This window comes from Streptomyces glaucus (assembly GCF_039533365.1).
Lineage (GTDB): Bacteria > Actinomycetota > Actinomycetes > Streptomycetales > Streptomycetaceae > Streptomyces > Streptomyces glaucus.
The window spans coordinates 82,389-107,965 of record NZ_BAAATK010000001.1 but is presented as its reverse complement, the minus strand read 5'-3'; the positions used below and the strand labels follow the sequence as shown (position 1 = coordinate 107,965).

The window sequence follows — 25,577 nt, the reverse complement described above, 5'->3', positions numbered from 1 at the left end:
CCCCCGTTCTGTCAGTCGTCAGCGCCGGCCAGCGCGTCAGCTACTGCCTTGCGCGAGTCCTCGGGCAGGCTGCGGTAGATACCCCACATCTTCTCCAGCGGTCCCAGAGACCGCTGATCCGCAGCGATCCAGCTCTTCAGCACACGCCGCTCCATCGGCGCCAGGGCCCGCACCTGTGCCAGCACCTGCTCCAGATCGACCTGCCGGTCCCCGCTTCCGGCGCCGCAGCGCTTGCACTCCGTAACGGTCTGGTAGCTGGTAGACCCGTCCGGCAGCAGGACCTTGCGCCTGGCCACGTTCAGCACCACCGGGGTGACGCCGTCCTCATAGGTCTCGCCGGCCGCCGCGCCGCACGCGCGGCACACGTACCCGTCACTTTCGAAGATCTTCGCCCGCTGTGCGGCCGTAAGACCCGCCTTGTGCTTAGGGGCCTTGGACTTGCCCGGGATCCAGACGTCGGCACCCCTGGACACGAAGCGCTGTTCCTGCTGCTTCAGCGTCGGATCGTCACGACTCGTGTCGATCTTCCAGTCATGGTCCCGAAGATCCCGAAGCCGCCTGTCGATCTGCGCGACATCAGGAAATGCCGCACGCAAGTCGGCCTTGGTGAAGATCCCCCCTTCCCCCACCTCCTGGAGCAGCCACAGCGCGGCACGCGCCATGCTTCCCAGGTTCTTGTTCTGCCAGGAAGGCAGCGTCATCCGGTCCTCCGGTCTGATCGGAACGCGACATTAAGCACTAGGTCATACAGAGCGCAATAAAACGGCACTTGTGTGACCGGCCCCCCACTTCGCGAGCGGTTCCCCAAGTTTCCCACCACACACCGAACGAAAGTCCACCCCCGGAACACTTGCTCCAGAAATAGCAAGCTCAACTCTGGCCCTTTGGGGCAGAATTGGCGCCCTGACCGGCTCCGGGCAGGGCCGGGCGCGGAAAACAGGGGAGCCAGCGCATGGCACGGGGCAGAGCCAGCAGAACCAAGTACGAATGGGCGGCCAAACCGCTCAGCAGTGACGTTCCTCCAGGGAAACGCCAGCTGGCCGCAGCCCTCCAGAAGGTGTGCCGCCACCTCACGCCCCCCACTCACAGAAGAGGGGCAGAGCCTGGACCGACCCAGGCCGAGGCAGCTCTGCACGTCAACGTCAGCGAAACCTCACTGTCGAGGTTCCTGAGCGGGCAGTCGGTCCCCCGCCTGGAGACTCTTGAGCACATCTACAGGACGGCCTGTGCTGACGCTGGCGGCGAGGACCGCATAGGCATCAGCCTGACCGAACTCATCGAACTCCATGAGCGGGCAAACGCCGATCACTGCCACAGCTGCGTAGCCTTGCGCGCTGAAGTTGCGGCCCTCCGGGAGCAGCTCCGGAATGCAGCAGGCGAAGAAACGCAGACAGGACAGATCACCCAAACCACCGCTCGCGATATGCGCGAGGTCGCCAGACTGCGGCGAGAAGTCAGCGCTCTCCGGCTGACCGTGCGCACCCTGAAGGAAGCCGTCGCCAGCTTGACGGCGAATTCAGCCGGCCCTGAAGCGCGTCCTGCGGTCCGTCCAGCGGCCACAAGTCCGCTGCCGGTCCCCCCGCCGAGGGGGGACCGGCAGCGGAGCACGAGGACCGAGATGGCCGCGCGGAACCTGGCGCTGCGGGCCAGCGAACTGCAATCAGGCAGCCGGCAAGGGAATGCCGTGCCCCTCCTGCGCCACACCGCGGAGTCGCTCGGTCACGCAGAGATCGCGACGCTGCTGTGCCTGCTGAGACAACAAGAGCAGACGGAGCTGGCGGACAACCTGATCCATATCTATGGCCGGGACAGGAGCCATCAGGACGTGGTCCAGGTGGCAGTGGAGTTGCACCGGCACGGAGCGCAGGAGGACGCAGGCGCCCTGCTCCGCGTTCGGGCCACTTTGAAATGAGCCGCGCGACGACGAGCCCGCCCCTACGCCGCCTCAGCCTCGTAATGCACCTGCGCACGGTCGAGGATGTCGTCCGGGTCGTGTCCAATCGCAGCGGTCCAGTGGAGCAGGTCAGCGATCAGCTCGACCGCCGACTGCTCAAGCCCTGCCGTCCGCCTGCTTCCGTACGGGGCGACACCGCCCTTCGCCGTCCGGTACCTCTCAAGCGCGTCCGCGGCGCGCTCGACCCGCCGGCAAGCACGGCCGGCCCTGACCGGGATCTCGCACCACACCGCTTTGCCCGCAGCGGTCGGAACCGCGCCCCAGTCAGCCGCCAGCGCCCCCAGCAGGTGGAGACCCCGGCCGCACTCCTCGTCACAGCCGGCCGCTCGGACCGACGGCAGCACATGACTCCTGTCGTGGACTTCCAGCCGGAGGCGCTGTCCCCTCCACTCGAGAACCAGGGTCGACGGCATCCCTTCACCGACGTGCTTGATGACATTGGCCGCCAGCTCCGTGACGACCAGTTCCGCCTCGTCGGCGGCTACAGGGATTCCCCAGCGGCTCAACTGACCGACAACCGCCCGGCGAAGCAAGCGGACCTCCGCCGGCGCCGCTTCGAAAGGCAGGACACAGCGAAGCCGGGGTTCGGTGACCTCATGGTCAGGCACGGACCACTCCTCCCTCACAGGCCACGCACCCGCGTTGTCGTATCCGTGTGGCTGCGCTGCGTAGCGGTATGTGAATGAGCATGGCACAGAGAAGTCTCGCTGTGTAACTTCTCACCGGTCCCTATCGGGTGAATCCGGCACCGGGCCCGCCCCGGGCTGCCTAGCCTGATGGCGATCTCCGGGCCCGCTGCCCGGCGCACGGCGAAGGAGCCCGATGTCCGAACGGACCACGACCCGCCGCCGCCAACTCGGCGCGATGATGCGGAAGCTGCGTGCCCGGAGAGGGCTGACCCTCGAGGAGGCCGGGAGACTCGTCGGCCTGTCCAAAGCGACGGTCAGCAGGTACGAGACCCAAGCCGGGCCGGTCAAGTGGATCGTCGTCGATGCACTGTGCCGCGAGTACGGGGCGACGGACGCCGAACGCGAGGCCGTTGTCAGGCTCGCCAAGGACGCCAGGCAGCAGGGCTGGTGGAGCACCTTCGCGGACGCCATCCCGGAGAGCATGAACCTGCTGCTCACGCTTGAGGACGAGGCCGTGAGCGAGAACCACTTCTCCTGCGTATACGTCCCCGGTCTCCTGCAGACGCGCGCCTACAGCACAGCGTTGCAGAGAGCCAACGAAGTACCCCTGGAACCGGCGGAGATCGAGCGGCTGGTCGATATCCGCGCGAAACGGCAGGAGATCCTCACCCGCTCGCGGCCGCTCCGTCTGTGGGCCATCCTCGACGAGTCCGTGATCCGTCGGGTCGTCGGGTCACCGGAGGTGATGAGGGAGCAGCTCGGCCGGCTGCTGGAGGCGAACGAGTCCCCGCACATCACGCTCCAGGTGCTGCCCTTCTCCAAGGGAGCTCACGCCGCGGCCCTGGGCAGCTTCGTCATCATCGGCGGCCCGCAGCCGGCCCTCGACGTGGTGTACGTCGACTTCCACACGGGTTCGCTCTTCCTGGAGAAGGAGGAGGAACTGGAGCGATACAGACTTGCGTTCGAGTACCTCCGCGCACAAGCGTTGGACATGGAGGCTTCCTCCGCCCTGATCCATCGCGCCCGCAAGGAGCTCTGAATGACAGCCAGTCCTCAGTCCGTCTCCGAGCCCAGGTGGTTCAAGTCCTCCCACAGCGGCGGCAACGCCACCGAATGCGTGGAGTGCGCCCGCGTCCCCCACGGCACGCTCATACGGGACTCCAAGCGTGCGACGGGCCCCGTCGTCCCGGTCGGGAGCGAGGCGTGGCGTCGCTTCGTGGGCGCGGTGGGCCGGGGCGGACTGCCCGCGAGGCTCGAAACGGCGTGTTCCGCGTGAAGCCGTACCATCGCTGACACGACCGGAAGCCGCGGAAGGGCATCGGCACCATGACGCTCCTGGCCGAACACATCTGCACGACCACCCCGGGCCGCCGTGTCGTGGAGGTGTACGACGCGGACGCCTACCTCGGCGACGCCGGTGCCCTGGCCGCCGCCCGCAGAAAGGTGGTGGCCGGCGATGGCTATCACCTGTACCTGCTGAGCCTGCAGCCCGTCATGGCCGTCCAGGTGGTCGTCCGCGTCTGGGACACCCCGCCCGTTCCGCCGGGGGACGCCGAGGGGCACACCGCCGTCAGTCTGGAGTCCGAAACCGGCATCCTCGTGATCGGCCGGCTCGACCACGGCCCCGCCGGCGAGATCGCCCTCCCCCGCCCCGGCGTCTACGAGGGCCACGCCTGGTGGCAGGGCCGCCGGGCGGCCGCCGACCACTACGGTGCCGCCCTGCGCCGGATCGCCGGGGACTCCACCGCCGACGCGCCGGCCGGAGCCTGGGGCGACCGCCCCGTCACCGAGCGCTACGTCCTCGATCTGGCCTGGACCCGCGCACCCGAACCCCTCGACGAGGACGACCTCTGAAGCCCCCGGCGCCTGCCGGTCACGGGCCCCGGTCGGGCAGGTTCCCGTCACCCCCCAGGTTGGCGACGATGCGCCGCAGCACGTCGATCGTCGTCGCGAAGTCGGCCGGGTCGACGCCCTCGTGGGCGCGGTCGAGGACCTGCGCGTTGCGGGCCTTCGCCCGGAGGCGGGCCGCCTCGCCCTCCCGTGTCAGGGTCATCGTCCCCGTCGCCCCGTCCTCCGTGAGCCAGCCGCGGGCGATCAGGTCGTCGTAGACGGCGTCGAAGTCGGTGTCCTGGTCGTCGTACGGGGTCAGGCGGTCGGTGAGGGCGGGGCGGGTCCATGTGCCGGGGGCGCCGGCCGCGTGGTTGAGGGTCCACCAGTGGGGCTGGGTGAGGCCTTCCACCGCCAGCTGGGCGCGGAGGGCTCCGACCACCCGGCGGTAGGCCAGGCCGGTCCACGCGCCGATGGGCTGGGCGGCCAGTTCCTCCTGGGTGTACTCCTTCAGGGGTGCGCTCATGGCTCCTCCTTCCCGTGTTCCACCAGGGCGCGATCACCGTAGGAGCTCAAGTCCGCTTCAGGTCAACGGTGTCGGCAGCGGGGCCGCCGGTCTCGGGGGACACCGGTACGGCGGCCGGCGCCGGGATCGGTCGTGGTCCGAGCCCGGCAGGTCGAGGGTGACCGGCAGCTCCGGGGCGGGAGCGGCCTCCTCGACGGAGGCGGGGGCGGATTCGACGGATGCGGGGCCGGGCTCGACGGAGGCAGGGCCGGGCAGGAGGCCGGCGACGGCCGTGCGGATGGCGCCGCGGCCGACCAATTACTTGGCTAGCCACACAATCGGTGCTACTTTTATGTGGTCGGCCACAGAAGTGGTCCGGCGCGGCATCCCACTTCGAGGAGAGCAGTCATGAAGGCCATCGTTTTCGACACGTTCGGGGGCACCGAGGTCCTGCATGAGGCGGAGATCGACACCCCTCGGCCCGGCCCCGGCCAGGTCCGCGTGCGCGTACGGGCCGTCGGCGTCAACCCGGTGGACGGCAAGATCCGCTCCGGTGCCATGGAGGCCATCTTCCCCACCACGCTGCCCGCCGTGCCCGGCGGGGAGATCGCCGGCGTGGTCGACGCCGTCGGTGAGGGCGTCGACCACCTGAAGGCGGGGGACGGGGTACTGGGCTGGTCCGACACCGGCTCCTACGCCCAGTACGCCCTGGCCTCCGCGGCGGTCCTCGCCCCCAAGCCGGCCGGTCTGGACTGGACGCACGCCGCCGCCCTGCCCGTGGCCGGCGACGGCGCCGAACGCGTACTGGACCTGCTCGGTGTCACCTCGGGTGAGACGCTGCTGATCCATGGCGCGTCCGGCGCGCTGGGCACCATCGCCGTTCAGCTGGCCGTCGCCCGCGGCGCCCGCGTCATCGGCACCGCCGGACCGGGCAACCAGGAGTACGTCGCCTCGCTCGGCGCGACCCCACTGGTCTACGGGGACAACCTGGTCGAGCGGGTCCGTGAACTCGCCCCCGAAGGGGTGGACGCCGTCTTCGACGCCGCCGGCAAGGGCGCGCTGGAGGACTCCATCACCCTGCGCGGCGGCACCGACCGGATCGTCACCACCGCCGACTTCCGCGCCGCCGAACTCGGCATCGTCTTCGCCGAGGGGCCCCAGCGCCGCTCCGCCGCCCGCCTCGCCGAGCTGGCCCGGCAGGCCGCCGACGGCACCCTGGTCACCACGATCAGCGCCACCTACCCCCTCGCCGAGGCGGCCAAGGCGCAGCAGGCCAGCGACGCCGGCCACAATCGCGGCAAGATCGTCCTCACCGTCGACCAGTCCGTCGACCCGCTTGTCGCGTGATGAGGGAGCACCCATGTCGGACACCACTTCACCGGAGCTGCCGAACACGGCGGCAGAGGGACCGTTGAGCTACGCCCTCTTCCAGCTCGCCCGCGCCCACCGCGCCCATGCCGCCGCCATGCTGCGCGCCATGAACCTGCACCCGGGGCAGGAACTGCTGCTGATGCAGCTCTTCGACCGCGACGGCCAGACCCAGGCGGAACTGCTGGAGCGGGCCGGTCTCGACCACTCCACCGTCTCCAAGTCCCTGCGCCGTATGCAGGAAGCGGGGCTGCTCACCCGGGAGCCCGCCTCCCACGACCGGCGGGTCATGGTGGTCCACCTCACCGATGCCGGCCGTGCACTCCAGGAGCCCATCGCCGAGATGTGGCGCACCTTGGAACGGGTCTCCGTACGCGACCTGACCCCTGAGCAGGTCCAGGAGTTCATCACGTGCGCGCGCATCGTCGAGAAGTCGGTCAGGGACCACGGCCGACAGCCGCTCGCCGAGTAAGCGGGCGCGGGGAGCGGGCCGGCTCGCCGGCACCGTCTCCGTTCCGGGCGGAGCGAGGGCAGGCCCGAGGGCAGGCCCCGCCGCCCGGCCCGGGAGGAAGAACCGCTCCGGCTCGGGACGGGGCGGCTCCTCGGCGGACCTCCCGCACGCCTCGGCCTGCTCGCCGGCCGGAAACTCCACCGGCGCCAGGCGGACCGCGGCCGGCCCCGGCACCCGCCCGGCGATCCTTCCGCGGACCCCGGCGAAGCCCCCGGCCGGTGTGCCGGCCGCCGTGCCGGCGTGGGCCGGGAACACCACCCGGGCCCGGTCAGACGTCCGTCAGGAACCGCGCGATCTCCTCGTGCAGACGCCCCGGCTGGTCCAGGTGGACGTCGTGTCCCGCGTCCGGGACGAGGACGTGGCGGGTGGCCGGGCGGCGGGTGAGGGCCTTGGTGGCGTCCTGCTCGGTGAGGGTGCCGTGCTCGCCCCGGACGAGGAGGGTGGGGCTGGTGACGCGGGACCATGCGTCCCAGTACGCGGTCGTGGCCAGTTCGGAGACCGTGTCGATCATCGTCGTGCGGTCGAAGCGGGGGTGCCAGCCGTCCGGCCGTCGTTCCAGGCCGGCCGCCCAGGCCCGGTGCCCCAGGAAGCGCCGGGCCTCCTCCGGGGACGCGAACGGGACCGGCCAGCTGTCCAGCCAGCGCGCTGTCCGGTCCGGGAGTTCGGGGCTCGGGCCGCCGGGGCCGGCTTCCACGAGGACCAGGGACCGCACCAGGTCCGGGTGGTGGGCCGCGAGGAGCATCGCCGTGTGGCCGCCCAGCGACTGGCCGACGAGGGTGACGGGGGCCAGGGCGAGGTGCTCGATCAGCGCCACGGCGTCCCGTACGTGGCAGGCGCGGGTCACCGTGGCCGGGCGGCGGGTGCTCGCGCCGTGGCCGCGGGCGTCGTACGTCACCACGCGGTGGCCGTCGGCGAGGAGACGGGGCACCAGGTCGTCCCACTCGCCCTGGTGACCCGCCAGGCCGTGCAGGAGGAGGACCGGGCCGGTTTCCGGGGCCGGGGGCGACGGCGTGTGGTCCCGGTGGGCGAGGCGGGTGCCGTCGGGGACGGTCAGGTGGTGGGTGGGGGATGCGGTGTGCACCTGCCCGGCCTCCTGGTGGTCGGCGGCTTCTCCTGCCTGCTTTCCCCCGCGGCGGCGGCTTCCACCGGCCGATGAACGCCACCCCGCGACGCGCCGGCCGATGTCGGCCGGCGGAACGAACCGTGCGGTGACCGATCGCCGTCGCTCCCGCCGACGCCGCCGCTGGCGTCGTCGCCGCCGCCGTCGCCGCAGGGGAGGGTCACGGCGCCGGGCTCAGGTCCGCGCGGCCGAACAGCAGGGCGTAGCCCGGGGGCAGCTGGGACAGGATGCGGGTCACCAGTTCGTCGCCGACCAGCTCGGGCAGGACGCTGAGCACCGAGCTGACGTCCCAGCGGGCCGTGGCGGAGGTGGCTCCCTCGATGCGGGCGGCGACCGAGTCGACGAACTCCGCCGCGCTCAGCTCGCGGGTCGCCGGGATCTGGGAGGCGACCACCCGTGCGGCCTCCTCGGGCAGTGCGGCGGCCAGGTCGACCCGTTCGTCGCCGATCACATGGCCGCCGAGGGCCGACAGGACGATGCGGGTGACCCGTTCGGCCTCCGCCCTCGTCGGGTACTGGCCGGCCTCCCGCACCTCCTCGACCAGGTGGGCCCAGTTCGGCCTGTCCGCGGGCGGCGGCGCCGTCACCGTCGTGGCCGTCGCCGTCCTGGCCGGCGTCGCCGTCGTGGTCGGCACCGTCGTAACGCTCATCTGCGGGGTCCTCCTCCGGGGTGCGGGTCGGTCCGTCGTGTCGGCCGGCGGGCACGGGCGACCGCGTCCCGCAGGCGGGGGACGGTGCCTGCGGGACGCGTCTGGTGGGTGCGGCCGGCCGGTGGGCCGGGGCGGCCCTCACGCCGCCCCGGTGGTGCGGCCGGTTCAGCTGCCGAGCTGCTTGCGGCTGTCGCCGCCGGTGATCTGGATGCGGCGCGGCTTGGCCTGCTCGGCGACCGGGATGCGCAGGGTCAGGACGCCGGCGTCGTACGAGGCGTCGATGCGTTCCGTGTCGAGCGTGTCGCCGAGGAAGAGCTGGCGGGTGAAGGTGCCCGTCGGGCGCTCGGCGACGAGCATCTCCGAGCCCTCGGGGGCGGGGGACCTGCGCTCGGCGCGGACGTTCAGGACGTTGCGTTCGACGTCCAGCTCGATCGATTCGGGGTCGATGCCGGGGAGGTCGAAGTGGACGATGAAGTCGTCCCCGGACCGGTAGGCGTCCATCGCCATGGCGGACGGACGGGCGGACCCGAGGACCTGCTGCGCGAGACGGTCGAGTTCGCGGAACGGGTCCGTGCGCATGAGCATCACAGTTCACTCCTCTCTTCCAGGCGCTCTCCGTGCGATGCCCTACGGCTACTTCTTATATAGCTCGGGGGAGGAAACTTGACAACCCCCGACTCAGGTTCGTTCGCGGGGCGACACGGGCCGCGGGGGCGGGCCGGGCCCGCGGACCGGGGTTGGCCTCGGTGGATCCAGGCGGAGCGGCATGCAGGAGGCAGGGATGGCGAAGGTACCCAGCGCGCTGGTGGCCGCCGGCGGGCTCGTCGGCGGATACGGCGTGGCCCGCTGGTCGGGGAAGCGGCAGCTCGGCGGGGCCGTACTGGCCGTCGCGGGGGGCGTTGCGGCACGGCAGTGGCGGCAGCGGGCCGGCGGGAGGGCCGCGGGGGCGCTGACGGCCGCGTACGTGGCCGCCTTCGCCGGGTCCCACCCGCTGGCCAGGAAGGTGGGCGCCTGGCCCTCCGTGGCCGGCGTGGCGGGGGCCGTCGCCCTGGCGTCGTGGGCGGTCGCGGACCGGCGGGGCTGACCCGCCCGGACGGGACGGCGCGGCGGTCCGCCCGGTCCGGGTGACCGGGCGGACCGCCGCGCCGTCCGGTGCCTCCTAGGACGTGGCCGTCCGGGACCGCCGGCCGGTGCCCTCCGGCACCGCCGACGCCGCCGCCGTCAGCGGCTTGGCGATGTCCTCCAGGGAGCGGCGCTCCGCCCGGACCGCGAGGGCCGCCGCCACCAGGCCGGCCGCGCACATCAGGGCGGCGCCGATCTGGAAGGCGAGGACCGTGTCGCCGACCACGCCGGACTCGGTCAGGCCGGCGAAGACCAGCGGGCCGCTGATGCCGCCCGCGGCGGTGCCCAGGGCGTAGAAGAAGGCGATGGACATCGCCCGCGTCTCCATCGGGAAGATCTCGGAGACGGTCAGGTAGGCGCTGCTCGCGCCCGCCGAGGCGAAGAACAGCACCGCGCACCAGCAGGCCGTCAGCGTGCCCGCGCTCAGCGAGCCCTGGTCGAACAGCCAGGCCGTGCCGAACAGCAGCAGGCCGGAGAGCAGGTACGTCGAGGAGATCATCACCCGGCGGCCCACCGTGTCGAACAGCTTGCCCAGCAGCAGCGGGCCGAAGAAGTTGCCGAGCGCGATGACGGCGAAGTAGTAGCCGGTGCTGCCGGTCGGGACGTCGTAGAACGTCGTCAGGATCGCGCCGAAGCCGAAGGTGATGGCGTTGTACAGGAACGCCTGCCCGATGAAGAGGGCGAAGCCCAGGGTGGCGCGCCGGCGGTACTTCGAGAAGACGGTGCGGGCGATCTCCCCGAAGGTGACGCTCGGGCGCTGGTGGAGGGTGAGGCTGCCCTGCGCCCGCGGCAGCCGCTCGCCGCGCTCCGCCTCGATCTCCCGCTCGATGCCGGACACGATCCGCTCCGCCTCGTCGTCCCGGCCGTGGATCAGCAACCAGCGCGGGCTCTCCGGGACGTGCCGCCGCACCAGCAGGATCACCAGGGCGAGGACCGCGCCGAGCGCGAACGTCAGCCGCCAGCCCACGTTCATCGGCAGGATCTCGGTGTTCAGCGCGACGATCGACAGCAGCGAGCCGCCGACCGCGCCCAGCCAGAAGCTGCCGTTGATCATCAGGTCGACACGGCCCCGGTACTGCGCCGGGATCAGCTCGTCGATCGCGGAGTTGATGGCCGCGTACTCACCGCCGATGCCGAAGCCCGTGAGGAACCGGAACAGGAAGAACCACCAGGTGTCGAACGAGATCGCGGTCAGGGCCGTCGCACCGAGGTAGACGGCGAGCGTGATCATGAAGAGCTTCTTGCGCCCCCACTTGTCGGTCAGGCGCCCCCAGAACAGGGCGCCCGAACAGGCCCCGGCCACGTACAGGGCGGCGGCCAGGCCGGTGACCTCGCCGGAGGTGATCGGCAGGCCACTGCCGGGCTCCGACAGACGGCCGGCGATGTTGCCCACGACCGTGACCTCGAGGCCGTCGAGGATCCACACGGTGCCCAGGCCGATGACGATCGTCCAGTGCCAGCGCGACCACGGAAGGCGGTCCAGGCGGGCGGGGATGTCGGAGGTGATGGTGCGGCCGGTCCCGGCCTCTGCGGTGGTCATGGGCTCCCTCCTCATCGAGCGGACCGCCAGACCGTGTGCCCCGCCCCGGCCGGTTCACTCGCCCGAGGCAACCGCCCCTACGCCCCCAGCACCCGCGACACCGTGTAGATCAGCAGTCCCGCCAGCGACCCCACCACCGTGCCGTTGATCCGGATGAACTGCAGGTCACGGCCGATGTGCGCCTCGATCTTCCGCGTGGTGTGCTCGGCGTCCCAGCCCGCCACCGTGTCGGTGATCAGGGAGGTGATCTCCTTGCGGTAGGTGGTCACCACGTACACCGCGGCGCCCTCCACCCAGGTGTCGACCTTGCCCTGCACCTTCGCGTCGCCCGCCATCCGCGCCCCCAGCGACAGCAGCGACGCCCGCACCCGCAGCCGCAGCTCGCTGCGCTCGTCCTCCGCCGCCGAGACGATCATGGACCGTACGGCGGTCCACGCCGAGGCGATCAGGTCCTGCACCTCGCCCCGGCCCAGCACCTCGGTCTTCAGCCGCTCCACCCGCGCCCGGGTGTCGGTGTCGGACTGCAGATCGGCGGCGAAGTCGGTGAGGAACCGGTCCAGGGCGCCGCGCGCCGGGTGGGAGGGCATGTCCCGCATCTCGGCCGTGAAGCGCAGCAGCTCCTTGTAGACCCGCTCGCCCACCTTCCGGTCCACGAACTTCGGCGTCCAGCCGGGCGCCCCGCCCTGCACGGCGTCCATCACGTCGTCGACGTGCAGCACCAGCCAGTCGTGCGCACGGGAGACGACCAGATCGACCAGGCGCCGGTGGGCGCCGTCGGCGACGACCTTCTCCAGCATCTTGCCGAGGCCCGGCGCGACCTCCTGCACGCTCGCCCGCCGCGTGATCGCCTCCCCCACCACCGCCTGCACGTCCGAGTCGCGCAGCACCGTCAGCGCGCCCCTGAGCGCCGTCGACAGCTCCGCCGTGACCCGGTCGGCGTGGTCCGGCACCGCCAGCCACGCGCCCAGCCGGCCGCCGATGCCGACCACCCGCAGCCGCTGCCGCACGACGTCCTCGGACAGGAAGTTCTCCCCCACGAACTCGCCCAGGGAGACACCGAGCTGGTCCTTCTTGGTCGGGATGATCGCCGTGTGCGGGATGGGCAGGCCGAGCGGGCGCCGGAAGAGCGCGGTGACCGCGAACCAGTCCGCGAGCGCGCCGACCATGCCCGCCTCGGCCGCCGCGGCGACATAGCCCGCCCAGGCGCCCGCACCGGAGTTCTGCGCCCACTCGGCCAGGACGTACACCAGCGCCACGAACAGCAGCAGACCGGTCGCGGTCAGCTTCATCCGGCGCACCCCGCGCCGCTTCTCCTCGTCCGCCGGACTGAAGGTCGTCATCGCACGGTTCACGGCGGCGCCGGGGCGGACAGGGCGTCCCCCCGGCCCGACGGCACCGGTCTCTCCCGCTTTCGTCCGTTCCATCCGCTCCACCCGCTCGGTGATCCCGCACACATTGTCCCTTCCCGGCCTACTCCCGGAACGGAACAGGAGTTCCCCGCGTCTGTCCGGACGGGGGAACGCGCGGGGGTCCTGTCGGCTTCCCCCCGGCCCATGACGCATCATGGGCTCATCGGATCGGAGCCTCGGGCTCCCATCTCCCGAGGAGAACAACACAGCATGACCCGGGGTCGTGACGGGCGTGTGGGGCTCGCTGCCGAGCGGCAGAAGCCGGTGGTCCCCACCCAGCACCGTGCCCTGCTCGCCGCGATCATCGCCGCGATCGTGGCTCTTTCCACCGCCATCTACGTCTCCGTCGCCACCGGCGACGGCACCGCCGGCGACACCCTCGTCAAGGGGAGAACCCCGCACAACTCCGCCGCCCCCGCCTCCACCGGCACCTGGGTCGGCACCTGGACCACCTCCCCGGCCGCGGCCGAACCCCGAACCGAGACCACCGGTATGGCCGGCCGCTCCGTACGCAACGTCGTGCACACGAGCGTCGGAGGTACGAGTGCCCGCATCACGCTCTCCAATCTCTACGGCCAGTCCCCGCTGACCGTCACCCACGCCTCCCTCGCGCTCGCCGCCGGCACCGGCACCGCCGCCGCGGCCGACGGCACCATGCGGCGGCTGACCTTCGGCGGCGACCCCACCGTCGTCATCCCGTCCGGCGGGCAGGTGACGAGCGACGCCGTCCGCCTCACCGTCCCGCACGACAGCGACGTCCTGGTCACCACCTACTCCCCCACCCCCTCCGGCCCCGTCACCTACCACCCCCACGCCCGGCAGACCTCCTACCTCGCCGAGGGCGACCACACCGAGGACGTCACCGCCACCGCCTACACCGAGCGGACCCCCTACTGGCGCTACCTCACCGCGCTCGACGTCCTCAGCAACGAGTCCGACGGCACCGTCGTCGTCATCGGCGACTCCCTCACCGACGGCATCACCTCCACCGAGAACGCCAACCGCCGCTGGCCCGACGTCCTCGCCGACCGGCTGCACACCGCCGTCGCGGCCGGCCGGGACGTGCCCCGCTACAGCGTCGTCAACCAGGGCATCAGCGGCAACCGGATCCTCACCGACGGCCTCGGCCGCCCCGCCGACAACCCCAGCGGGCTGCACCGGTTCGGCCGCGACGTCCTCGGCCGCCCCAACGTCAAGGCCGTCGTCATCGCCCTCGGCGTCAACGACATCCTGCGCAACCCGCAGCTCGCCGACCCCGACCAGATCCTCGACGGCCTGCGCACCATGACCGACCAGGCCCACGCCCGCGGCCTCAAGGTCGTCGGCGCCACCCTGATGCCCTTCGGCGGCCACCGCGGCTACACCCCGCAGCGCGAGACCGTACGGCAGCGGATCAACGCCGAGATCCGCGCCGGCCGCGTCTTCGACGCCGTCGTCGACTTCGACCGGGCCCTGCGCGACCCGTACGACCCGCGCAGGCTGCGCGCCGACTACGACTCCGGCGACCACCTCCACCCCAGCGACAAGGGCTACGCGCGGATGGCCGAGGTGTTCGACCTGGCCGACCTGAAGGGCTCGGTGCCGGCCGAGCTGTAACCGGGCGGACCGGAGCGGCACGGGGCCGCGGGGTCGCACGGTCAGGGGGTCCCGGAATACTGGACCCCATGACCCGCTTGATCCTCGCCACCCGCAACGCCGGAAAGATCACCGAGCTGAGGGCCATCCTCACCGAGGCCGGCCTGCCGCACGAACTCGTCGGGGCGGACGCCTACCCCGACGTCCCCGACGTGAAGGAGACCGGCGTCACCTTCGCCGAGAACGCGCTCCTGAAGGCCCACGCCCTGGCGAAGGCCACCGGCCTGCCGGCCGTCGCCGACGACTCGGGCCTGTGCGTCGACGTCATGAACGGCGCCCCCGGCATCTTCTCCGCCCGCTGGGCCGGCCGGCACGGCGACGACAAGGCCAACCTGGACCTCCTCCTCGCCCAGCTCGCGGACATCGCCGACGAACACCGGGGAGCCCACTTCGCGTGCGCGGCGGCCCTGGCCCTGCCGGACGGCACGGAGCGGGTGGTGGAGGGCCGACTGCGCGGAGTCCTGCGCCGGGAACCGGCCGGCACCGGCGGCTTCGGCTACGACCCGGTCCTCCAGCCGGAGGGCGAGAGCCGCACCTGCGCGGAACTGACCCCCGAGGAGAAGAACGCGATCAGCCACCGGGGGAAGGCGTTCCGGGCGCTGGTGCCGGTGGTGCGGGAGCTGATCGGCTGACGAGCCGGACGTTCGGTGCGGCCGGAGGGACTCGAACCCTCACGGGAGTTACCCCACTGGGACCTAAACCCAGCGTGACTGCCAATTCCACCACGGCCGCTTGTCGTCGCCCGGCCATGTTACTGGCCGGGCGGCGTCCTCAGAGGCCCAGATCCTTGATGATCTTGGCGACGTGGCCGGTGGCCTTCACGTTGTACAGGGCCCGCTCCACCTTGCCCTCCTCGTCGACGATCACCGTGGAGCGGATGACGCCGACGACCGTCTTGCCGTACAGCTTCTTCTCGCCGTAGGCGCCGTAGGCCTCCAGCACCTTCTTGTCGGGGTCGGCGAGGAGGGTGACCCGCAGGGACTCCTGGTCGCGGAACTTCGCGAGCTTCTCCGGCTTGTCCGGGGAGACGCCGATCACGTCGTAGCCGGCGCCGGCCAGCAGCTCCAGGTTGTCGGTGAAGTCGCAGGCCTGCTTGGTGCAGCCGGGGGTCAGGGCCGCCGGGTAGAAGTAGACGATGACCTTGCGGCCCTTGTGGTCGGCCAGGGACACCTCGTTGCCGTCGGCGTCGGGCAGGGTGAAGGCGGGGGCCACGTCCCCGGGCGTAAGGCGCTCGGCCATCGGTCCTTGACTCCTCGTACGTGCGTGCTGGCGGGAAAGGCGTGCCGGTCCGAGCCTAACCGGGGGGTCCTGGCCGTGCGGACCGGCACGGAGCTGCCAGACTGTCCGGAACAGCATCAGCCAACTTCGGAGGCCGTACGGTGGCGGACACGTCGGACACCAGAACCCCGGCGCAGATCGAGGCGGACATCAGGCGCCGCCGCGAGGTGCTGGCCGAGACGCTCGACGAGATCGGGGTGCGGGTGCATCCCCGGACGATCGTGGGCGACGCGAAGGCCAGGGCCGTGTCCCACGTCGATCACACGCTGGGACGGGCCTACGTCCAGGTCAACCGCGTGGTGAGCGATGTGAAGGCGCAGCTCGTCGACGAGCAGGGCGCGCCCCGGCTGGAGCGGGTCGTGCCGGTCGCGCTGGTCGTGGTCGGGATCGTGGGGCTGCTCGCCCTGGGCACCCGGCGGCGCAAGGGCTGAGCACAAGGACCCACCCACCCGCGTACGGACGCGTCGAAGGCAGGTAGGTTCGAAGGCGTGAGCGCCAACAGAAACGAGCACAGTCCCCATCACGACAAGCTGCCCATCCGGATGCTGCACGACCGGGTACTCGTGCGGCAGGACACCAACGAGGGCGAGCGGCGTTCCGGGGGCGGCATCCTGATTCCCGCCACGGCGGCGGTCGGCCGTCGGCTGGCCTGGGCCGAGGTGGTCGCGGTGGGACAGAACGTACGGACCGTCGAGCCGGGCGACCGGGTCCTGTTCGACCCGGAGGACCGGGCCGAGGTCGAGGTGCGGGGCATCGCGTACGTGCTCATGCGCGAGCGCGACCTGCACGCCGTGGCCGCGGACCGGTTCGAGGGGGCGGAGGACTCCACCGGCCTGTACCTGTAGGCCGGCCGCCGGACCGTACCCGTCGGCCCCGCCGCCGGTTCGCCTCCGCGGGCCGGCGGCCGGTCCGTGTCCGTGGGACCGGTGGCCGGTCCGGCTTCCGCGGGCCGGTCGACGGTCCGTAGCTCTGCACCTGGTAATCGACGGCTCAAGGGGCCGGTGACCGTGGTCACCGGCCCCTTCTTTCGTTTCTCTGCTAGGTTCGAAGGAGCCCGACGAGACGCGCCGTACCGGGATGCAGGCAAAGACGACGCATTCGCTGTCAGTGGTTCGACGTCCCGGAGGTGCTTGTCGTGGCCTGGGTGCTGCTCGTCGTCGCCGGTCTGCTGGAGGTCGGCTGGTCGGTCGGCATGAAGTACACGGACGGTTTCACCCGCCCCCTGCCCAGCGTGCTCACCGGAGCCGGCATCGTCACGAGCATGCTGCTGCTGTCGTACGCCGCCCGGACCCTGCCCATCGGCACGGCGTACGGCGTGTGGGTGGGCATCGGGGCGGCCGGGGCGGCGGTCCTCGGCATGGTGGTGCTGGGGGAGCCGGTGACCGCCGCCCGGATCTTCTTCATCTGTCTGCTGCTGGTCGCCGTGGTGGGGCTGAAGGCGACCAGCGGTCACTGAGGCGTCACCGGGTCACTGCCGGCGGGAGGCGTTCTGCGCGCCGGTGCCGGTGGTCGTGCCGGTCGTGCCGCCGGTGCCGGTGGCGCCGCCCTCGGGCGGGGTGCCGCCGGTCGCCGGGTCGTCGGTGGTGCCGCCGTCGGCCGTGCCGCCGGTGTCGGCGGCGCCGCCCTCGGGCGGGGTGCCGCCGGTCGCCGGGCCGCCGGTGGTGCCGCCGTCGGCCGTGCCGGGGGTGTCGCCGCCGCTCTGGTCCGGCGTCCGGTCCGGGGTCTCGCCGCCGGGGGTGTCGCCGGTGTCCCCGCCCGTCGCGGCGTCGCCCTCGGCCGGGTCGTCCGTGCCGGGGGTGCCGGACGGTTCGGTGGCGGGGGCCTGCGGCTGGTCGGCGCCCGCCTGGATCCGCAGGTCGAAGTCGGCGACCGGCTCGCCCTCCAGCGCGTCCCTGGTGAACTGGGCCCAGATCTCGGCGGGGGCGCCGCCGCCGTTGACGCGGTCCAGGCCCATCGCGCCGTACAGCGACTTGTGGGCGGCGGTGACGGGGTCCTGGCCCATGACGGAGACGACCGTGGCGAGGTCGGGCGTGTAGCCGGCGAACCAGGCGGCGGTGTCCTCCTCGGCGGTGCCGGTCTTGCCGGCGGCGGGGCGGCCGGCGGCCTGGGCGGCGGTGGCGGTGCCGTTCTGGACCACGCTGCGCAGGACGGCGGTGGTGGTGTCGGCGGCCTCGCGGCTGACGGCCTGCCGGGTGCGCCGCTCGGGCAGTTCCACGGTCTCCTTGCCGTCCTTGGTGATCTTCTTGATCATCGTGTACGTGCCGTGCTTGCCGTGGTTGGCGAGGGTGGCGTACGCCTCCGCCATGTCCAGGACGCTGGCCTGGGCCACGCCGAGCGCGATGGACGGGGACGGGTACAGCTCCGGGGTGGTGGCGGGCAGGCCCAGGTCGATCGCGGTCTCCTTGACCTTGTCGGAGCCGACGTCCACGGCCATCTGCGCGTAGACCGAGTTGACGGACTTGTCGGTGGCCTCGCGGACGGTGACGTCGCCGTAGGAGACCTGGTCCTCGTTCTCGGGGGCGTAGGAGCCGCCGCTCCAGCCCTGCACGGGGCGCTTGTTGGTGCCGTCGTAGATCGTGTTCGGGGTGATCGGGCGGCCGTCCTGGGTCCGCGACCCGTGCTCGACGGCGGCGGTGAACACGAACGGCTTGAAGGTGGAGCCGACCTGGAAGTCGCGGCGGGTGGCGTTGGGCGTGTACTGCTTGACGTAGTCGATGCCGTTGTACATCGCGACGACCTCGCCGGTCTTCGGGTCGATGGCGGCGCCGCCCGCGCGGACGTAGGTGTCGACCTTGCGGTTCTTCTTGTCCAGCTTGCTCATCAGCTGGTCGTCGACGGCCTTGACGAAGGCGTCCTGCTTGTCCTTGTGCAGGGTGGTGGTGATGCGGTAGCCGCCCGCGTCGAGCGAGGCCTCGTCGACGATCTCGTTCTGGACGAGGTAGTCCTGGACGATGCGGACGATGTAGCCGCGCTGCCCGGACAGGCCGGTGGAGATCGTGGTCTCCTTCGGCATCGGGAACTTCATGCCGGCCCGCTCCGACCGGCTGAGCCAGCCCTTGGTGACCATGCCGTCGAGGACGTAGTTCCAGCGGGCCTCGGCGGCCCTGCGGTTCTCGGGGTGGGCGACGACGTCGTACTGGCTGGGGGCGTTGACGAGGGCCGCGAGGTAGGCGGCGCGGCCGGCGTCGAGGTCCTTGGCGTCCATGCCGTAGTAGGCCTGGGCGGCGGCCTGGATGCCGTAGGCGTTGCGGCCGAAGAAGCTGGTGTTGAGGTAGCCCTCCAGGATCTTGTCCTTGCTCTGCTCGCGGTCCAGCTTGATCGCGATGAAGAACTCCTTCACCTTGCGGGTGACGGTCTGCTCCTGGCGCAGGTAGTAGTTCTTCACGTACTGCTGGGTGATCGTGGAGCCGGACTGCTTGCCCTTGCCCAGGGCGGTGTTCCAGGCGGCGCGGAGCATCGCCTTGGGGTCGACGGCGGACTCGGTGTAGAAGTCGCGGTCCTCGGCGGCCAGGATCGCGTACCGGGCGTCCTCGGAGATCTGGTCGAGGGTGACGTTCTCCCGGTTGACCTCGCCGTCGCGGGCGATCACCGAGCCGTCGGCGTAGAGGTAGACGTTGGCCTGCTGGGTGGCGAGCGCGTTGGCGGGCGGGATCTTCACCAGCTGGTAGCCGAGGAAGAATCCGCCGGCCGCCAGCAGGACGACGATGACGCAGGCGCCGAGCACCACGCGCCAGGTCGGGACCAGCCGGCGCCAGCCGGTCCGCCTGGGCCGCTCGGGCTTCGCGCCCCCCTCGTCCTGAGCCGCCTGTGGCTCTCCCGGTGCCCAGCCCTCGTTCGGCTGCTGCGGCTGCGGCTCGTCGCTCATGTCGTGCACGGACTCCTGTTGTTGCGTCGTACGTTCGTTTCCGTACGGCCTCGTACGCCATCCGGCCCCCAGAGGAAGACTCTCGCAGCGGCCGTTCCGTTCCCGGTCACCGGCACACCCGGAAAAAATCCGTGGGCCGGCCGTCCCTCCGCCCACTAGGCTTCTGCGCTTCGGTGCCGGGCGGACGAGGAGGGCTGTGGGTGTGGGCTCGGGACGGTTGTACGCGGCCGTCGCGGCGGGGGGCTTCCGACGGTACGCGACCTACCGGGCGGCCACGGCGGCCGGGGTGTTCACCAACACCGTCTTCGGGCTGATCCTGGTGTACACCTACCTGGCGCTGTGGGAGGAGAAGCCGCACCTCGGGGGGTACGACCAGGCGCAGGCGGTGACGTACGTGTGGCTCGGGCAGTGCCTGTTCGCGACGCTCGCCGTCCAGGGCGGCGGCGTCGAGAAGGAGCTGATGAACCGCATCCGCACGGGGGAGATCGCGGTCGACCTGTACCGGCCGGCCGACCTGCAGCTGTGGTGGCTGGCGAGCGATCTGGGGCGGGCGCTGTTCCAGCTGCTGGGCCGGGGGGTGGTCCCGTTCGCGTTCGGGGCGCTGTTCTTCCCGACGGCGCTGCCCGCCGACGTCCTCACCTGGGCGGCGTTCGCGCTGGCGCTGGCGCTGGCGATGGTGGTCAGCTTCGCGATCCGCTATCTGGCGGCGCTGAGCGTGTTCTGGCTGCTGGACGGCACGGGCGTCTCGCAGGCGCTGATGGTCACGGGGGTCTTCTGCTCCGGCATGACGCTGCCGCTGAACGCCTTCCCGGGCGCGCTCGGCGACGTCGTCCGGGCGCTGCCGTGGGCGGCGCAGCTGCAGATGCCGGCGGACGTGCTGATGGGCGAGACCGGTCCGCCGGCGGCGTACGCCTTCCAGGCGGGCTGGGCGGTGGTGCTGCTGGCGGCGGGCCGGCTGGTGCAGGCGGCGGCGACGCGGCGGGTGGTGGTGCAGGGTGGGTGAGGTGTCCGGTGCGGGCGGGTTCCCGCGGCTCGCGGGGGTGTCCGGGCCGGGTGTGCTCCGCCGGGTGGGCGAGGGCCTGCGGGCCTACCGGCTGATCGCCGGGATGTGGATCCGGTCCACCCTGGCCTACCGCGCCTCGTTCGCGCTCACGGTGTTCGGGAACCTGCTGGTGACCGGCCTGGACTTCGTCGCGATCCTGCTGATGTTCTCGCAGGTGGACTCGCTCGGCGGCTGGTCGCTGCCCGAGGTGGCCCTGCTGTACGGGCTGTCCGCGACGGCGTTCGGGACCGCCGACCTGGTGATCGGCTCGATGGACACGCTGGGCGTCCGGATCCGCGACGGCTCCTTCGACACCCTGCTGGTGCGGCCCGCCCCGGTGCTCGCCCAGGTCGCCGCGGACCGCTTCGCGCTGCGCCGCCTGGGCCGGATCACCCAGGGCTCGCTGGTGCTGGGCTGGGCGCTGACGGCGGTCGACGTCGACTGGAGCGGGCCGAAGGCGCTGCTGGTGCCGGTGATGCTGGCCGGCGGGGCGGCGATCTTCGGCGCGGTGTTCGTGGCGGGCGCGTCCTTCCAGTTCGTGGCGCAGGACGCGGCGGAGGTGCAGAACGCGTTCACCTACGGCGGGACGACGCTGCTGCAGTACCCGCCGAGCGTGTTCGGGCGGGACCTGGTGCGCGGGGTGACGTTCCTGGTGCCGCTGTCCTTCGTGAACTGGCTGCCGGCGAGTTTCCTGCTGGGGCGGCCCCTGCCGCTCGGGCTGCCCTGGTGGGCGGCGTTCGCCACGCCGCTGGTCGCGGCGGCGTGCTGGGTGCCGGCCGGGCTGGCCTGGCGGGCGGGGCTGCGGTCGTATCGGAGTACGGGGAGTTAGCGGTGGACGGTGCGCTGATCGAGCTGGACGGCGTCGAGAAGGTCTTCGACGTGCGGAGGAGGACCGGGTTCCTGCGGCGGGAGCGGCGGCGGGTGCGGGCGGTGGACGGGATCTCCTTCACCGTGGCGCGCGGCGAGATGGTCGGCTACATCGGGCCGAACGGCGCGGGCAAGTCGACGACGATCAAGATGCTGACGGGCATCCTGACGCCCAGCGGCGGCCGGCTGCGGGTGGCCGGGATCGACCCGTCCCGGGACCGGATCCGGCTCGCGCACCGCATCGGGGTGGTGTTCGGGCAGCGGACGACGCTGTGGTGGGACCTGCCGCTGATCGACTCCTACCGGCTGGCGCACCGCATGTACCGCATCCCCGACGCCCGGTACCGGGAGAACCTCGACCGGTGCGTGGAGTTGCTGGAACTGGGCGCCCTGCTGGACGTGCCGGTGCGGCAGTTGTCGCTGGGGCAGCGGATGCGCGGCGACATCGCGGCGGCCCTGCTGCACGACCCGGAGGTGCTGTACCTCGACGAGCCGACGATCGGCCTGGACGTGGTCTCCAGGACCAGGGTGCGCGGGTTCCTGCGGGAGCTGAACGCCGAGCGCGGCACGACGGTGCTGCTGACCACGCACGACCTGCAGGACATCGAGCAGTTGTGCTCGCGGGTGATGGTCATCGACCACGGGCGGCTGATGTACGACGGCCCGCCGGCCGGGCTGCACGAGGCCGGGGAGAGCGAACGCGTCCTGGTGGTGGACCTGGAGCGGGAGTTCCCGCCGGTCGAGGTGGCCGCGCCGGCCCGGGTGGTGCGGGTGGCGGGGCCCCGGCAGTGGCTGGCGTTCCCGGCGTCGCAGTCGGCGGCGCCGCTGGTGGCGCGGATCGCGGCGGCGTACCCGCTGGTGGACCTGTCGGTGCGGGAGCCGGACATCGAGGCGGTGATCGCCCGGATGTACGCCGGGCAGTCCCCGGGCGGCGCGGGCGTGGTGCCGGGCGCCCGGGGTTCGCAGGCCGCTGTCGGGGAGTGAACAGGCCCCCGGGCTCCGCGCGTCCGGCGCGGTGCCCGGGACGCGGCCCGCGGGGACGGGCGCGGCGGGACGCCCGGGGGCCGTCGCGGGAGCGTCCCGGAAGGCGCCGCCAGGACCGGTGCGCGGCGCCGCCCCCGGCCCTGGCGGGGTTACGGCGTGCAGACCTTCGTCAGTTCGCCCGCCGCGTCCGTGACGGGGCCGATGTCGGGGGTCTCGTCGCCGTTCTCGACCGCCGTGCGGACGTTGCCGACGGCCTTGCCGAGGTCGTCGACCGCCTTGTCGACGTCGGCGTTGTCGGTCTGGTCGCCGATCTTGTCGAGGTTCTTCTCGATGGAGTTCAGGGACTCCTGAAGCTGCGTCGGGTCGTTGGAGGCGTTCTCCACCGCCTGCTGGAGTTCGGTGACGCTGTCGGCGATGGCGTCGGCGGTCTGGACGCAGTCCAGCGCCTTGTCGACGGCGTCGCAGCCGGTGGTCAGTCCGGCGGTCAGCGCGGCGGCCGCCAGGGTGGCGGCGACGGCTGCGGTGCGGCGTCGGCGGCTCGCGGCCATGGAAACGGTCCTCCCTCGATCGGGCCGGTGGCCGGGCGCACGGGGGCGAGCCCGCGCGCCCGTACCTGTAGGGACGCGGCGGGCGGCGTCGCGGTTGCCCGCGCCGGCCACCCGGCTTGGTGCGTCCTTTACTTTTCCACACCGGTGTCGAGCGCCGCGCGCTGCGCCGCCGCCAGTTCGGCGCACCCGGCGACCGCGAGGTCCAGCAGGGCGTTCAGCTCCTCGCGGGCGAACGGCTCGGCCTCGGCGGTGCCCTGGACCTCGACGAAGCGGCCGTCGCCGGTGCAGACGACGTTCATGTCGGTCTCGGCGCGCACGTCCTCCTCGTAGCACAGGTCCAGCAGCGGGACGCCGCCGACGATGCCGACGGAGACCGCGCTGACCGTGCCGGTGAGCGGCTTGCGGCCGGGCCGGATCAGCTTCCTGGCCTGGCCCCAGGCGACCGCGTCGGCGAGTGCGACGTACGCGCCGGTGATGGCCGCGGTGCGGGTGCCGCCGTCGGCCTGGAGGACGTCGCAGTCGAGGACGATGGTGTTCTCGCCGAGCGCCTTGTAGTCGATGACGGCCCGCAGGGAGCGGCCGATGAGGCGGCTGATCTCGTGGGTGCGGCCGCCGATCCGGCCCTTGACGGACTCGCGGTCGCCGCGGGTGTTGGTGGCGCGGGGCAGCATGGCGTACTCCGCGGTGACCCAGCCCTCGCCGCTGCCCTTGCGCCAGCGGGGGACGCCCTCGGTGACGGAGGCGGTGCACAGGACCTTGGTGTCGCCGAAGGAGACGAGGACGGAGCCCTCGGCGTGCTTGCTCCAGCCGCGTTCGATGGTGACGGGGCGGAGCTGTTGGGGGGTGCGGCCGTCGATTCGTGACATGCGGGTGAGCCTAGCCGTACCTGCGCGAGGGGCCCCTCCCGCGTTCGGAAGGGGCCCCGCCCGGCGGGAGGGCCGGGTTCACATCATGTCTTCGATCTCCGCCGCGATCGGGTCGGCGTCCGTGCCGATGACGACCTGGACGGCGGTGCCCATCCTCACGACGCCGTGCGCGCCGGCGGCCTTCAGGGCGGCCTCGTCGACCTTGCCGGGGTCCACGACCTCGGTCCGCAGCCGGGTGATGCAGCCCTCGACCTCTTCGATGTTGTCGATGCCGCCGAGCCCGGCAACGATCTTCTCAGCCTTGCTGGCCATGTTCTTTCTCCCTGATCAGAACCGCTTTGTCGCAGTAACCCACAGTTGGCCCAACTTTGCGAGCGGTCATGTCGCACGCCCCGGATGATGACGTTCACGACAAGGCGACCACCGTCCGCGGACTGGTCTACACCACCCTGCGGAGGGTCGCCAAACCCGCCGGCCGGCAGAGGGGATCCGGATGAGCGCCGACCCTGCGGTGAGCCCCGCCCGGGCCCGCTGGAACAGCCTGTTCCAGGGGCTGCAGAAGATGGGCCGCAGTCTGCAGCTGCCCATCGCGGTCCTGCCGGCCGCGGGCATCCTCAACCGGCTCGGCCAGCCGGACGTGTTCGGGGACCAGGGGCTGGGGTGGACGGCCCTCTCCAAGGTGACGGCGGGCGCGGGCGGCGCGCTGCTCGACGGGGCGCTGGGGCTGCCGCTGCTGTTCTGCGTGGGCGTCGCGATCGGCATGGCGAGGAAGGCGGACGGTTCGACGGCGCTGGCGGCGCTGACGGGCTTCCTCGTCTACCACAGCGTGCTGCGCCAGTTCCCCGAGGACTGCCCGGCCGGCACGCGGGCGGTCACGACCGGCTGCCGGGCGGCGGACGGAACGGTGTCCGCCTTCACCTACCAGAACCCCGGGGTCTTCGGCGGCATCGTCCTGGGCCTGCTGGCGGCCTTCCTCTGGCAGCGCCTGCACCGCACGCGGCTGGTGGACTGGCTGGGCTTCTTCAACGGCCGGCGGCTCGTGCCGATCGTCATGGCGTTCGCGTCGATCGTCTTCGCCGCGCTGTGCCTGTGGGTCTGGCCGCCGGTCGGGGACGCGCTGGAGGGGTTCGGGGACCGGATGAGCGGCCTGGGCGCCTGGGGCGCGGGCGTCTTCGGCGTCGCGAACCGGGCGCTGCTGGTGGTGGGCCTGCACCAGTTCCTGAACGTGCCCCTGTGGTTCCAGTTCGGCACCTACACCAGGCCCGACGGCACGGTGGTGCACGGCGACGTCAACATGTTCCTGGCGGGCGACCCGGAGGCGGGCCAGTTCACCTCGGGCTTCTTCCCGATCATGATGTTCGCGCTGCCGGCCGCCGCCCTCGCGATCACGCACTGCGCGCGGCCCGCGCGCCGCAAGGAGGTCGGCGGGCTGATGCTGTCGGTGGCGCTCACCTCGTTCGTCACCGGCATCACGGAACCGATCGAGTACTCCTTCCTCTTCGTCGCGCCGCCGCTGTACGCGCTGCACGCGCTGCTGACGGGGGTGTCGATGGCGGTGACGTGGGGGCTCGGCGTGCGCGACGGCTTCAGCTTCTCGGCGGGCCTGATCGACTACGTCATCAACTGGAACCTGGCGACCAGACCGTGGCTGATCGTCCCGATCGGCCTGGGTTTCGCGGCCGTCTACTACACGGTCTTCCGCTTCGCGATCGTCCGGTTCGACCTGAGGACCCCGGGGCGGGAACCGGAGGAGGAGACCGAGGACGTGACCAAGGCCTGACCCCGGCCGGAGGGAGGGCCGCGGCCGCCGGAATCCGGCGGGCCGGTCCCGGTCGTCGCGGGTTCCTCATCCGCCCCT

General features: G+C 72.1%; 29 protein-coding genes, 1 tRNA gene and 1 riboswitch. Of the genes, 16 read left to right on the top strand and 14 right to left on the bottom strand.

Going from position 1 to position 25,577, the window contains the following annotated elements; all coding sequences use genetic code 11:
* Nucleotides 1–11: 11 nt before the first annotated feature.
* Entirely contained in the window at nucleotides 12–701 is a 690-nt protein-coding gene (locus tag ABD363_RS00500) for a hypothetical protein (protein ID WP_344599307.1), read from the bottom strand.
* A 917-nt stretch (nucleotides 702–1,618) separates the two neighbouring features.
* Between ABD363_RS00500 and ABD363_RS00495 the strand changes: the two genes are divergently transcribed.
* Nucleotides 1,619–1,912: a hypothetical protein gene (locus ABD363_RS00495; RefSeq protein ID WP_344599306.1), complete on the top strand. Its 294-nt coding sequence runs from the start codon at nucleotides 1,619–1,621 to the stop codon at nucleotides 1,910–1,912.
* A gap of 23 nt (nucleotides 1,913–1,935) precedes the next feature.
* On the opposite strand, the gene ABD363_RS00490 is transcribed toward ABD363_RS00495, so the two are convergent.
* A complete protein-coding gene (locus ABD363_RS00490) occupies nucleotides 1,936–2,562 on the bottom strand; it encodes an ATP-binding protein (RefSeq protein WP_344599305.1) in 627 nt (208 codons plus the stop codon).
* Nucleotides 2,563–2,776: 214 nt separating this feature from the next.
* Between ABD363_RS00490 and ABD363_RS00485 the strand changes: the two genes are divergently transcribed.
* From ABD363_RS00485 to ABD363_RS00475, 3 genes are read left to right on the top strand one after another with little or no spacing between them, the layout of a single operon-like run.
* Nucleotides 2,777–3,622, top strand: a complete 846-nt coding sequence (locus ABD363_RS00485) for a helix-turn-helix domain-containing protein (protein WP_344599304.1) — start codon at nucleotides 2,777–2,779, stop codon at nucleotides 3,620–3,622.
* Nucleotides 3,623–3,859, top strand: a complete 237-nt coding sequence (locus ABD363_RS00480; protein WP_344599303.1) for a DUF397 domain-containing protein — start codon at nucleotides 3,623–3,625, stop codon at nucleotides 3,857–3,859.
* 50 nt (nucleotides 3,860–3,909) lie between these two features.
* Nucleotides 3,910–4,437: a hypothetical protein gene (locus ABD363_RS00475; RefSeq protein WP_344599302.1), complete on the top strand. Its 528-nt coding sequence runs from the start codon at nucleotides 3,910–3,912 to the stop codon at nucleotides 4,435–4,437.
* A 19-nt stretch (nucleotides 4,438–4,456) separates the two neighbouring features.
* Here ABD363_RS00475 and ABD363_RS00470 read toward each other — a convergent pair whose 3' ends face one another.
* Nucleotides 4,457–4,936: a MarR family winged helix-turn-helix transcriptional regulator gene (locus ABD363_RS00470; protein ID WP_344599301.1), complete on the bottom strand. Its 480-nt coding sequence runs from the start codon at nucleotides 4,934–4,936 to the stop codon at nucleotides 4,457–4,459.
* Nucleotides 4,937–5,323: 387 nt separating this feature from the next.
* Here ABD363_RS00470 and ABD363_RS00465 point away from each other — a divergent pair, with 387 nt between their 5' ends.
* Nucleotides 5,324–6,262 carry an NADP-dependent oxidoreductase gene (locus ABD363_RS00465; RefSeq protein WP_344599300.1) on the top strand — a complete coding sequence of 313 codons (939 nt, stop codon included), beginning with the start codon at nucleotides 5,324–5,326 and terminating at the stop codon, nucleotides 6,260–6,262.
* A gap of 13 nt (nucleotides 6,263–6,275) precedes the next feature.
* Nucleotides 6,276–6,755: a MarR family winged helix-turn-helix transcriptional regulator gene (locus tag ABD363_RS00460; protein ID WP_344599299.1), complete on the top strand. Its 480-nt coding sequence runs from the start codon at nucleotides 6,276–6,278 to the stop codon at nucleotides 6,753–6,755.
* 307 nt (nucleotides 6,756–7,062) lie between these two features.
* Here ABD363_RS00460 and ABD363_RS00455 read toward each other — a convergent pair whose 3' ends face one another.
* From ABD363_RS00455 to ABD363_RS00445, 3 genes are all read right to left on the bottom strand, one after another.
* On the bottom strand, nucleotides 7,063–7,875 hold the full coding sequence (locus tag ABD363_RS00455; RefSeq protein WP_344599298.1) for an alpha/beta fold hydrolase: 813 nt from the start codon (nucleotides 7,873–7,875) through the stop codon (nucleotides 7,063–7,065).
* 199 nt (nucleotides 7,876–8,074) lie between these two features.
* Entirely contained in the window at nucleotides 8,075–8,563 is a 489-nt protein-coding gene (locus tag ABD363_RS00450) for a DUF2267 domain-containing protein (RefSeq protein ID WP_344599297.1), read from the bottom strand.
* A 165-nt stretch (nucleotides 8,564–8,728) separates the two neighbouring features.
* A complete protein-coding gene (locus ABD363_RS00445; RefSeq protein ID WP_344599296.1) occupies nucleotides 8,729–9,148 on the bottom strand; it encodes an Hsp20/alpha crystallin family protein in 420 nt (139 codons plus the stop codon).
* A 196-nt stretch (nucleotides 9,149–9,344) separates the two neighbouring features.
* On the opposite strand from ABD363_RS00445, the gene ABD363_RS00440 reads away from it, so the two are divergent.
* Nucleotides 9,345–9,647, top strand: coding sequence for a hypothetical protein (locus ABD363_RS00440; RefSeq protein ID WP_344599295.1), 303 nt, complete (start codon nucleotides 9,345–9,347; stop codon nucleotides 9,645–9,647).
* Between the two features lie 75 nt (nucleotides 9,648–9,722).
* Here ABD363_RS00440 and ABD363_RS00435 read toward each other — a convergent pair whose 3' ends face one another.
* Nucleotides 9,723–11,225: an MFS transporter gene (locus ABD363_RS00435; RefSeq protein ID WP_344599294.1), complete on the bottom strand. Its 1,503-nt coding sequence runs from the start codon at nucleotides 11,223–11,225 to the stop codon at nucleotides 9,723–9,725.
* 77 nt (nucleotides 11,226–11,302) lie between these two features.
* Complete coding sequence (locus ABD363_RS00430) at nucleotides 11,303–12,649, bottom strand: DUF445 domain-containing protein (protein WP_425577913.1); 1,347 nt, start codon at nucleotides 12,647–12,649, stop codon at nucleotides 11,303–11,305.
* A gap of 195 nt (nucleotides 12,650–12,844) precedes the next feature.
* Between ABD363_RS00430 and ABD363_RS00425 the strand changes: the two genes are divergently transcribed.
* The gene (locus tag ABD363_RS00425; protein WP_344599292.1) at nucleotides 12,845–14,230 is read left to right on the top strand and encodes an SGNH/GDSL hydrolase family protein; all 1,386 of its coding nucleotides are present in this window, start codon (nucleotides 12,845–12,847) and stop codon (nucleotides 14,228–14,230) included.
* A 68-nt stretch (nucleotides 14,231–14,298) separates the two neighbouring features.
* On the top strand, nucleotides 14,299–14,901 hold the full coding sequence (gene rdgB, locus ABD363_RS00420; protein ID WP_344599291.1) for an RdgB/HAM1 family non-canonical purine NTP pyrophosphatase: 603 nt from the start codon (nucleotides 14,299–14,301) through the stop codon (nucleotides 14,899–14,901).
* Between the two features lie 16 nt (nucleotides 14,902–14,917).
* On the opposite strand, the gene ABD363_RS00415 is transcribed toward rdgB, so the two are convergent.
* Both ABD363_RS00415 and bcp read right to left on the bottom strand, forming a co-directional pair.
* Nucleotides 14,918–15,001 (bottom strand) — tRNA-Leu (locus ABD363_RS00415).
* Nucleotides 15,002–15,040: 39 nt separating this feature from the next.
* On the bottom strand, nucleotides 15,041–15,508 hold the full coding sequence (gene bcp / locus ABD363_RS00410) for a thioredoxin-dependent thiol peroxidase (RefSeq protein WP_344599290.1): 468 nt from the start codon (nucleotides 15,506–15,508) through the stop codon (nucleotides 15,041–15,043).
* A 140-nt stretch (nucleotides 15,509–15,648) separates the two neighbouring features.
* On the opposite strand from bcp, the gene ABD363_RS00405 reads away from it, so the two are divergent.
* The 3 genes from ABD363_RS00405 (at nucleotide 15,649) to ABD363_RS00395 (ending at nucleotide 17,003) form a co-directional block, all read left to right on the top strand.
* Entirely contained in the window at nucleotides 15,649–15,978 is a 330-nt protein-coding gene (locus tag ABD363_RS00405; protein WP_344599289.1) for a DUF3618 domain-containing protein, read from the top strand.
* A 57-nt stretch (nucleotides 15,979–16,035) separates the two neighbouring features.
* On the top strand, nucleotides 16,036–16,392 hold the full coding sequence (locus tag ABD363_RS00400; RefSeq protein ID WP_344599288.1) for a GroES family chaperonin: 357 nt from the start codon (nucleotides 16,036–16,038) through the stop codon (nucleotides 16,390–16,392).
* Between the two features lie 184 nt (nucleotides 16,393–16,576).
* Nucleotides 16,577–16,646: riboswitch (guanidine-III (ykkC-III) riboswitch) on the top strand.
* 36 nt (nucleotides 16,647–16,682) lie between these two features.
* Nucleotides 16,683–17,003 carry a DMT family transporter gene (locus tag ABD363_RS00395; protein ID WP_344599287.1) on the top strand — a complete coding sequence of 107 codons (321 nt, stop codon included), beginning with the start codon at nucleotides 16,683–16,685 and terminating at the stop codon, nucleotides 17,001–17,003.
* A gap of 12 nt (nucleotides 17,004–17,015) precedes the next feature.
* On the opposite strand, the gene ABD363_RS00390 is transcribed toward ABD363_RS00395, so the two are convergent.
* Complete coding sequence (locus ABD363_RS00390; protein ID WP_344599286.1) at nucleotides 17,016–19,412, bottom strand: transglycosylase domain-containing protein; 2,397 nt, start codon at nucleotides 19,410–19,412, stop codon at nucleotides 17,016–17,018.
* A gap of 202 nt (nucleotides 19,413–19,614) precedes the next feature.
* Here ABD363_RS00390 and ABD363_RS00385 point away from each other — a divergent pair, with 202 nt between their 5' ends.
* The 3 genes from ABD363_RS00385 to ABD363_RS00375 all read left to right on the top strand — a co-directional run bounded on the left by ABD363_RS00385 (nucleotide 19,615) and on the right by ABD363_RS00375 (nucleotide 22,305).
* Nucleotides 19,615–20,415 (top strand): ABC transporter permease, encoded by an 801-nt coding sequence (locus tag ABD363_RS00385; protein WP_344599285.1) that lies wholly within the window; start codon nucleotides 19,615–19,617, stop codon nucleotides 20,413–20,415.
* 103 nt (nucleotides 20,416–20,518) lie between these two features.
* Nucleotides 20,519–21,283, top strand: a complete 765-nt coding sequence (locus ABD363_RS00380) for an ABC transporter permease (protein ID WP_344599470.1) — start codon at nucleotides 20,519–20,521, stop codon at nucleotides 21,281–21,283.
* A 2-nt stretch (nucleotides 21,284–21,285) separates the two neighbouring features.
* On the top strand, nucleotides 21,286–22,305 hold the full coding sequence (locus tag ABD363_RS00375) for an ABC transporter ATP-binding protein (protein ID WP_344599284.1): 1,020 nt from the start codon (nucleotides 21,286–21,288) through the stop codon (nucleotides 22,303–22,305).
* A 149-nt stretch (nucleotides 22,306–22,454) separates the two neighbouring features.
* Here the strand turns inward: ABD363_RS00375 and ABD363_RS00370 are convergent, their stop codons facing one another.
* The 3 genes from ABD363_RS00370 to ABD363_RS00360 all read right to left on the bottom strand — a co-directional run bounded on the left by ABD363_RS00370 (nucleotide 22,455) and on the right by ABD363_RS00360 (nucleotide 24,031).
* On the bottom strand, nucleotides 22,455–22,853 hold the full coding sequence (locus tag ABD363_RS00370) for a hypothetical protein (RefSeq protein ID WP_344599283.1): 399 nt from the start codon (nucleotides 22,851–22,853) through the stop codon (nucleotides 22,455–22,457).
* A 128-nt stretch (nucleotides 22,854–22,981) separates the two neighbouring features.
* The gene (gene rph / locus ABD363_RS00365; RefSeq protein ID WP_344599282.1) at nucleotides 22,982–23,719 is read right to left on the bottom strand and encodes a ribonuclease PH; all 738 of its coding nucleotides are present in this window, start codon (nucleotides 23,717–23,719) and stop codon (nucleotides 22,982–22,984) included.
* 78 nt (nucleotides 23,720–23,797) lie between these two features.
* A complete protein-coding gene (locus ABD363_RS00360; protein ID WP_344599281.1) occupies nucleotides 23,798–24,031 on the bottom strand; it encodes a PTS sugar transporter subunit IIB in 234 nt (77 codons plus the stop codon).
* A 181-nt stretch (nucleotides 24,032–24,212) separates the two neighbouring features.
* On the opposite strand from ABD363_RS00360, the gene ABD363_RS00355 reads away from it, so the two are divergent.
* Nucleotides 24,213–25,499: a PTS transporter subunit EIIC gene (locus ABD363_RS00355; protein ID WP_344599280.1), complete on the top strand. Its 1,287-nt coding sequence runs from the start codon at nucleotides 24,213–24,215 to the stop codon at nucleotides 25,497–25,499.
* The last annotated feature ends 78 nt before the right edge of the window (nucleotides 25,500–25,577 follow it).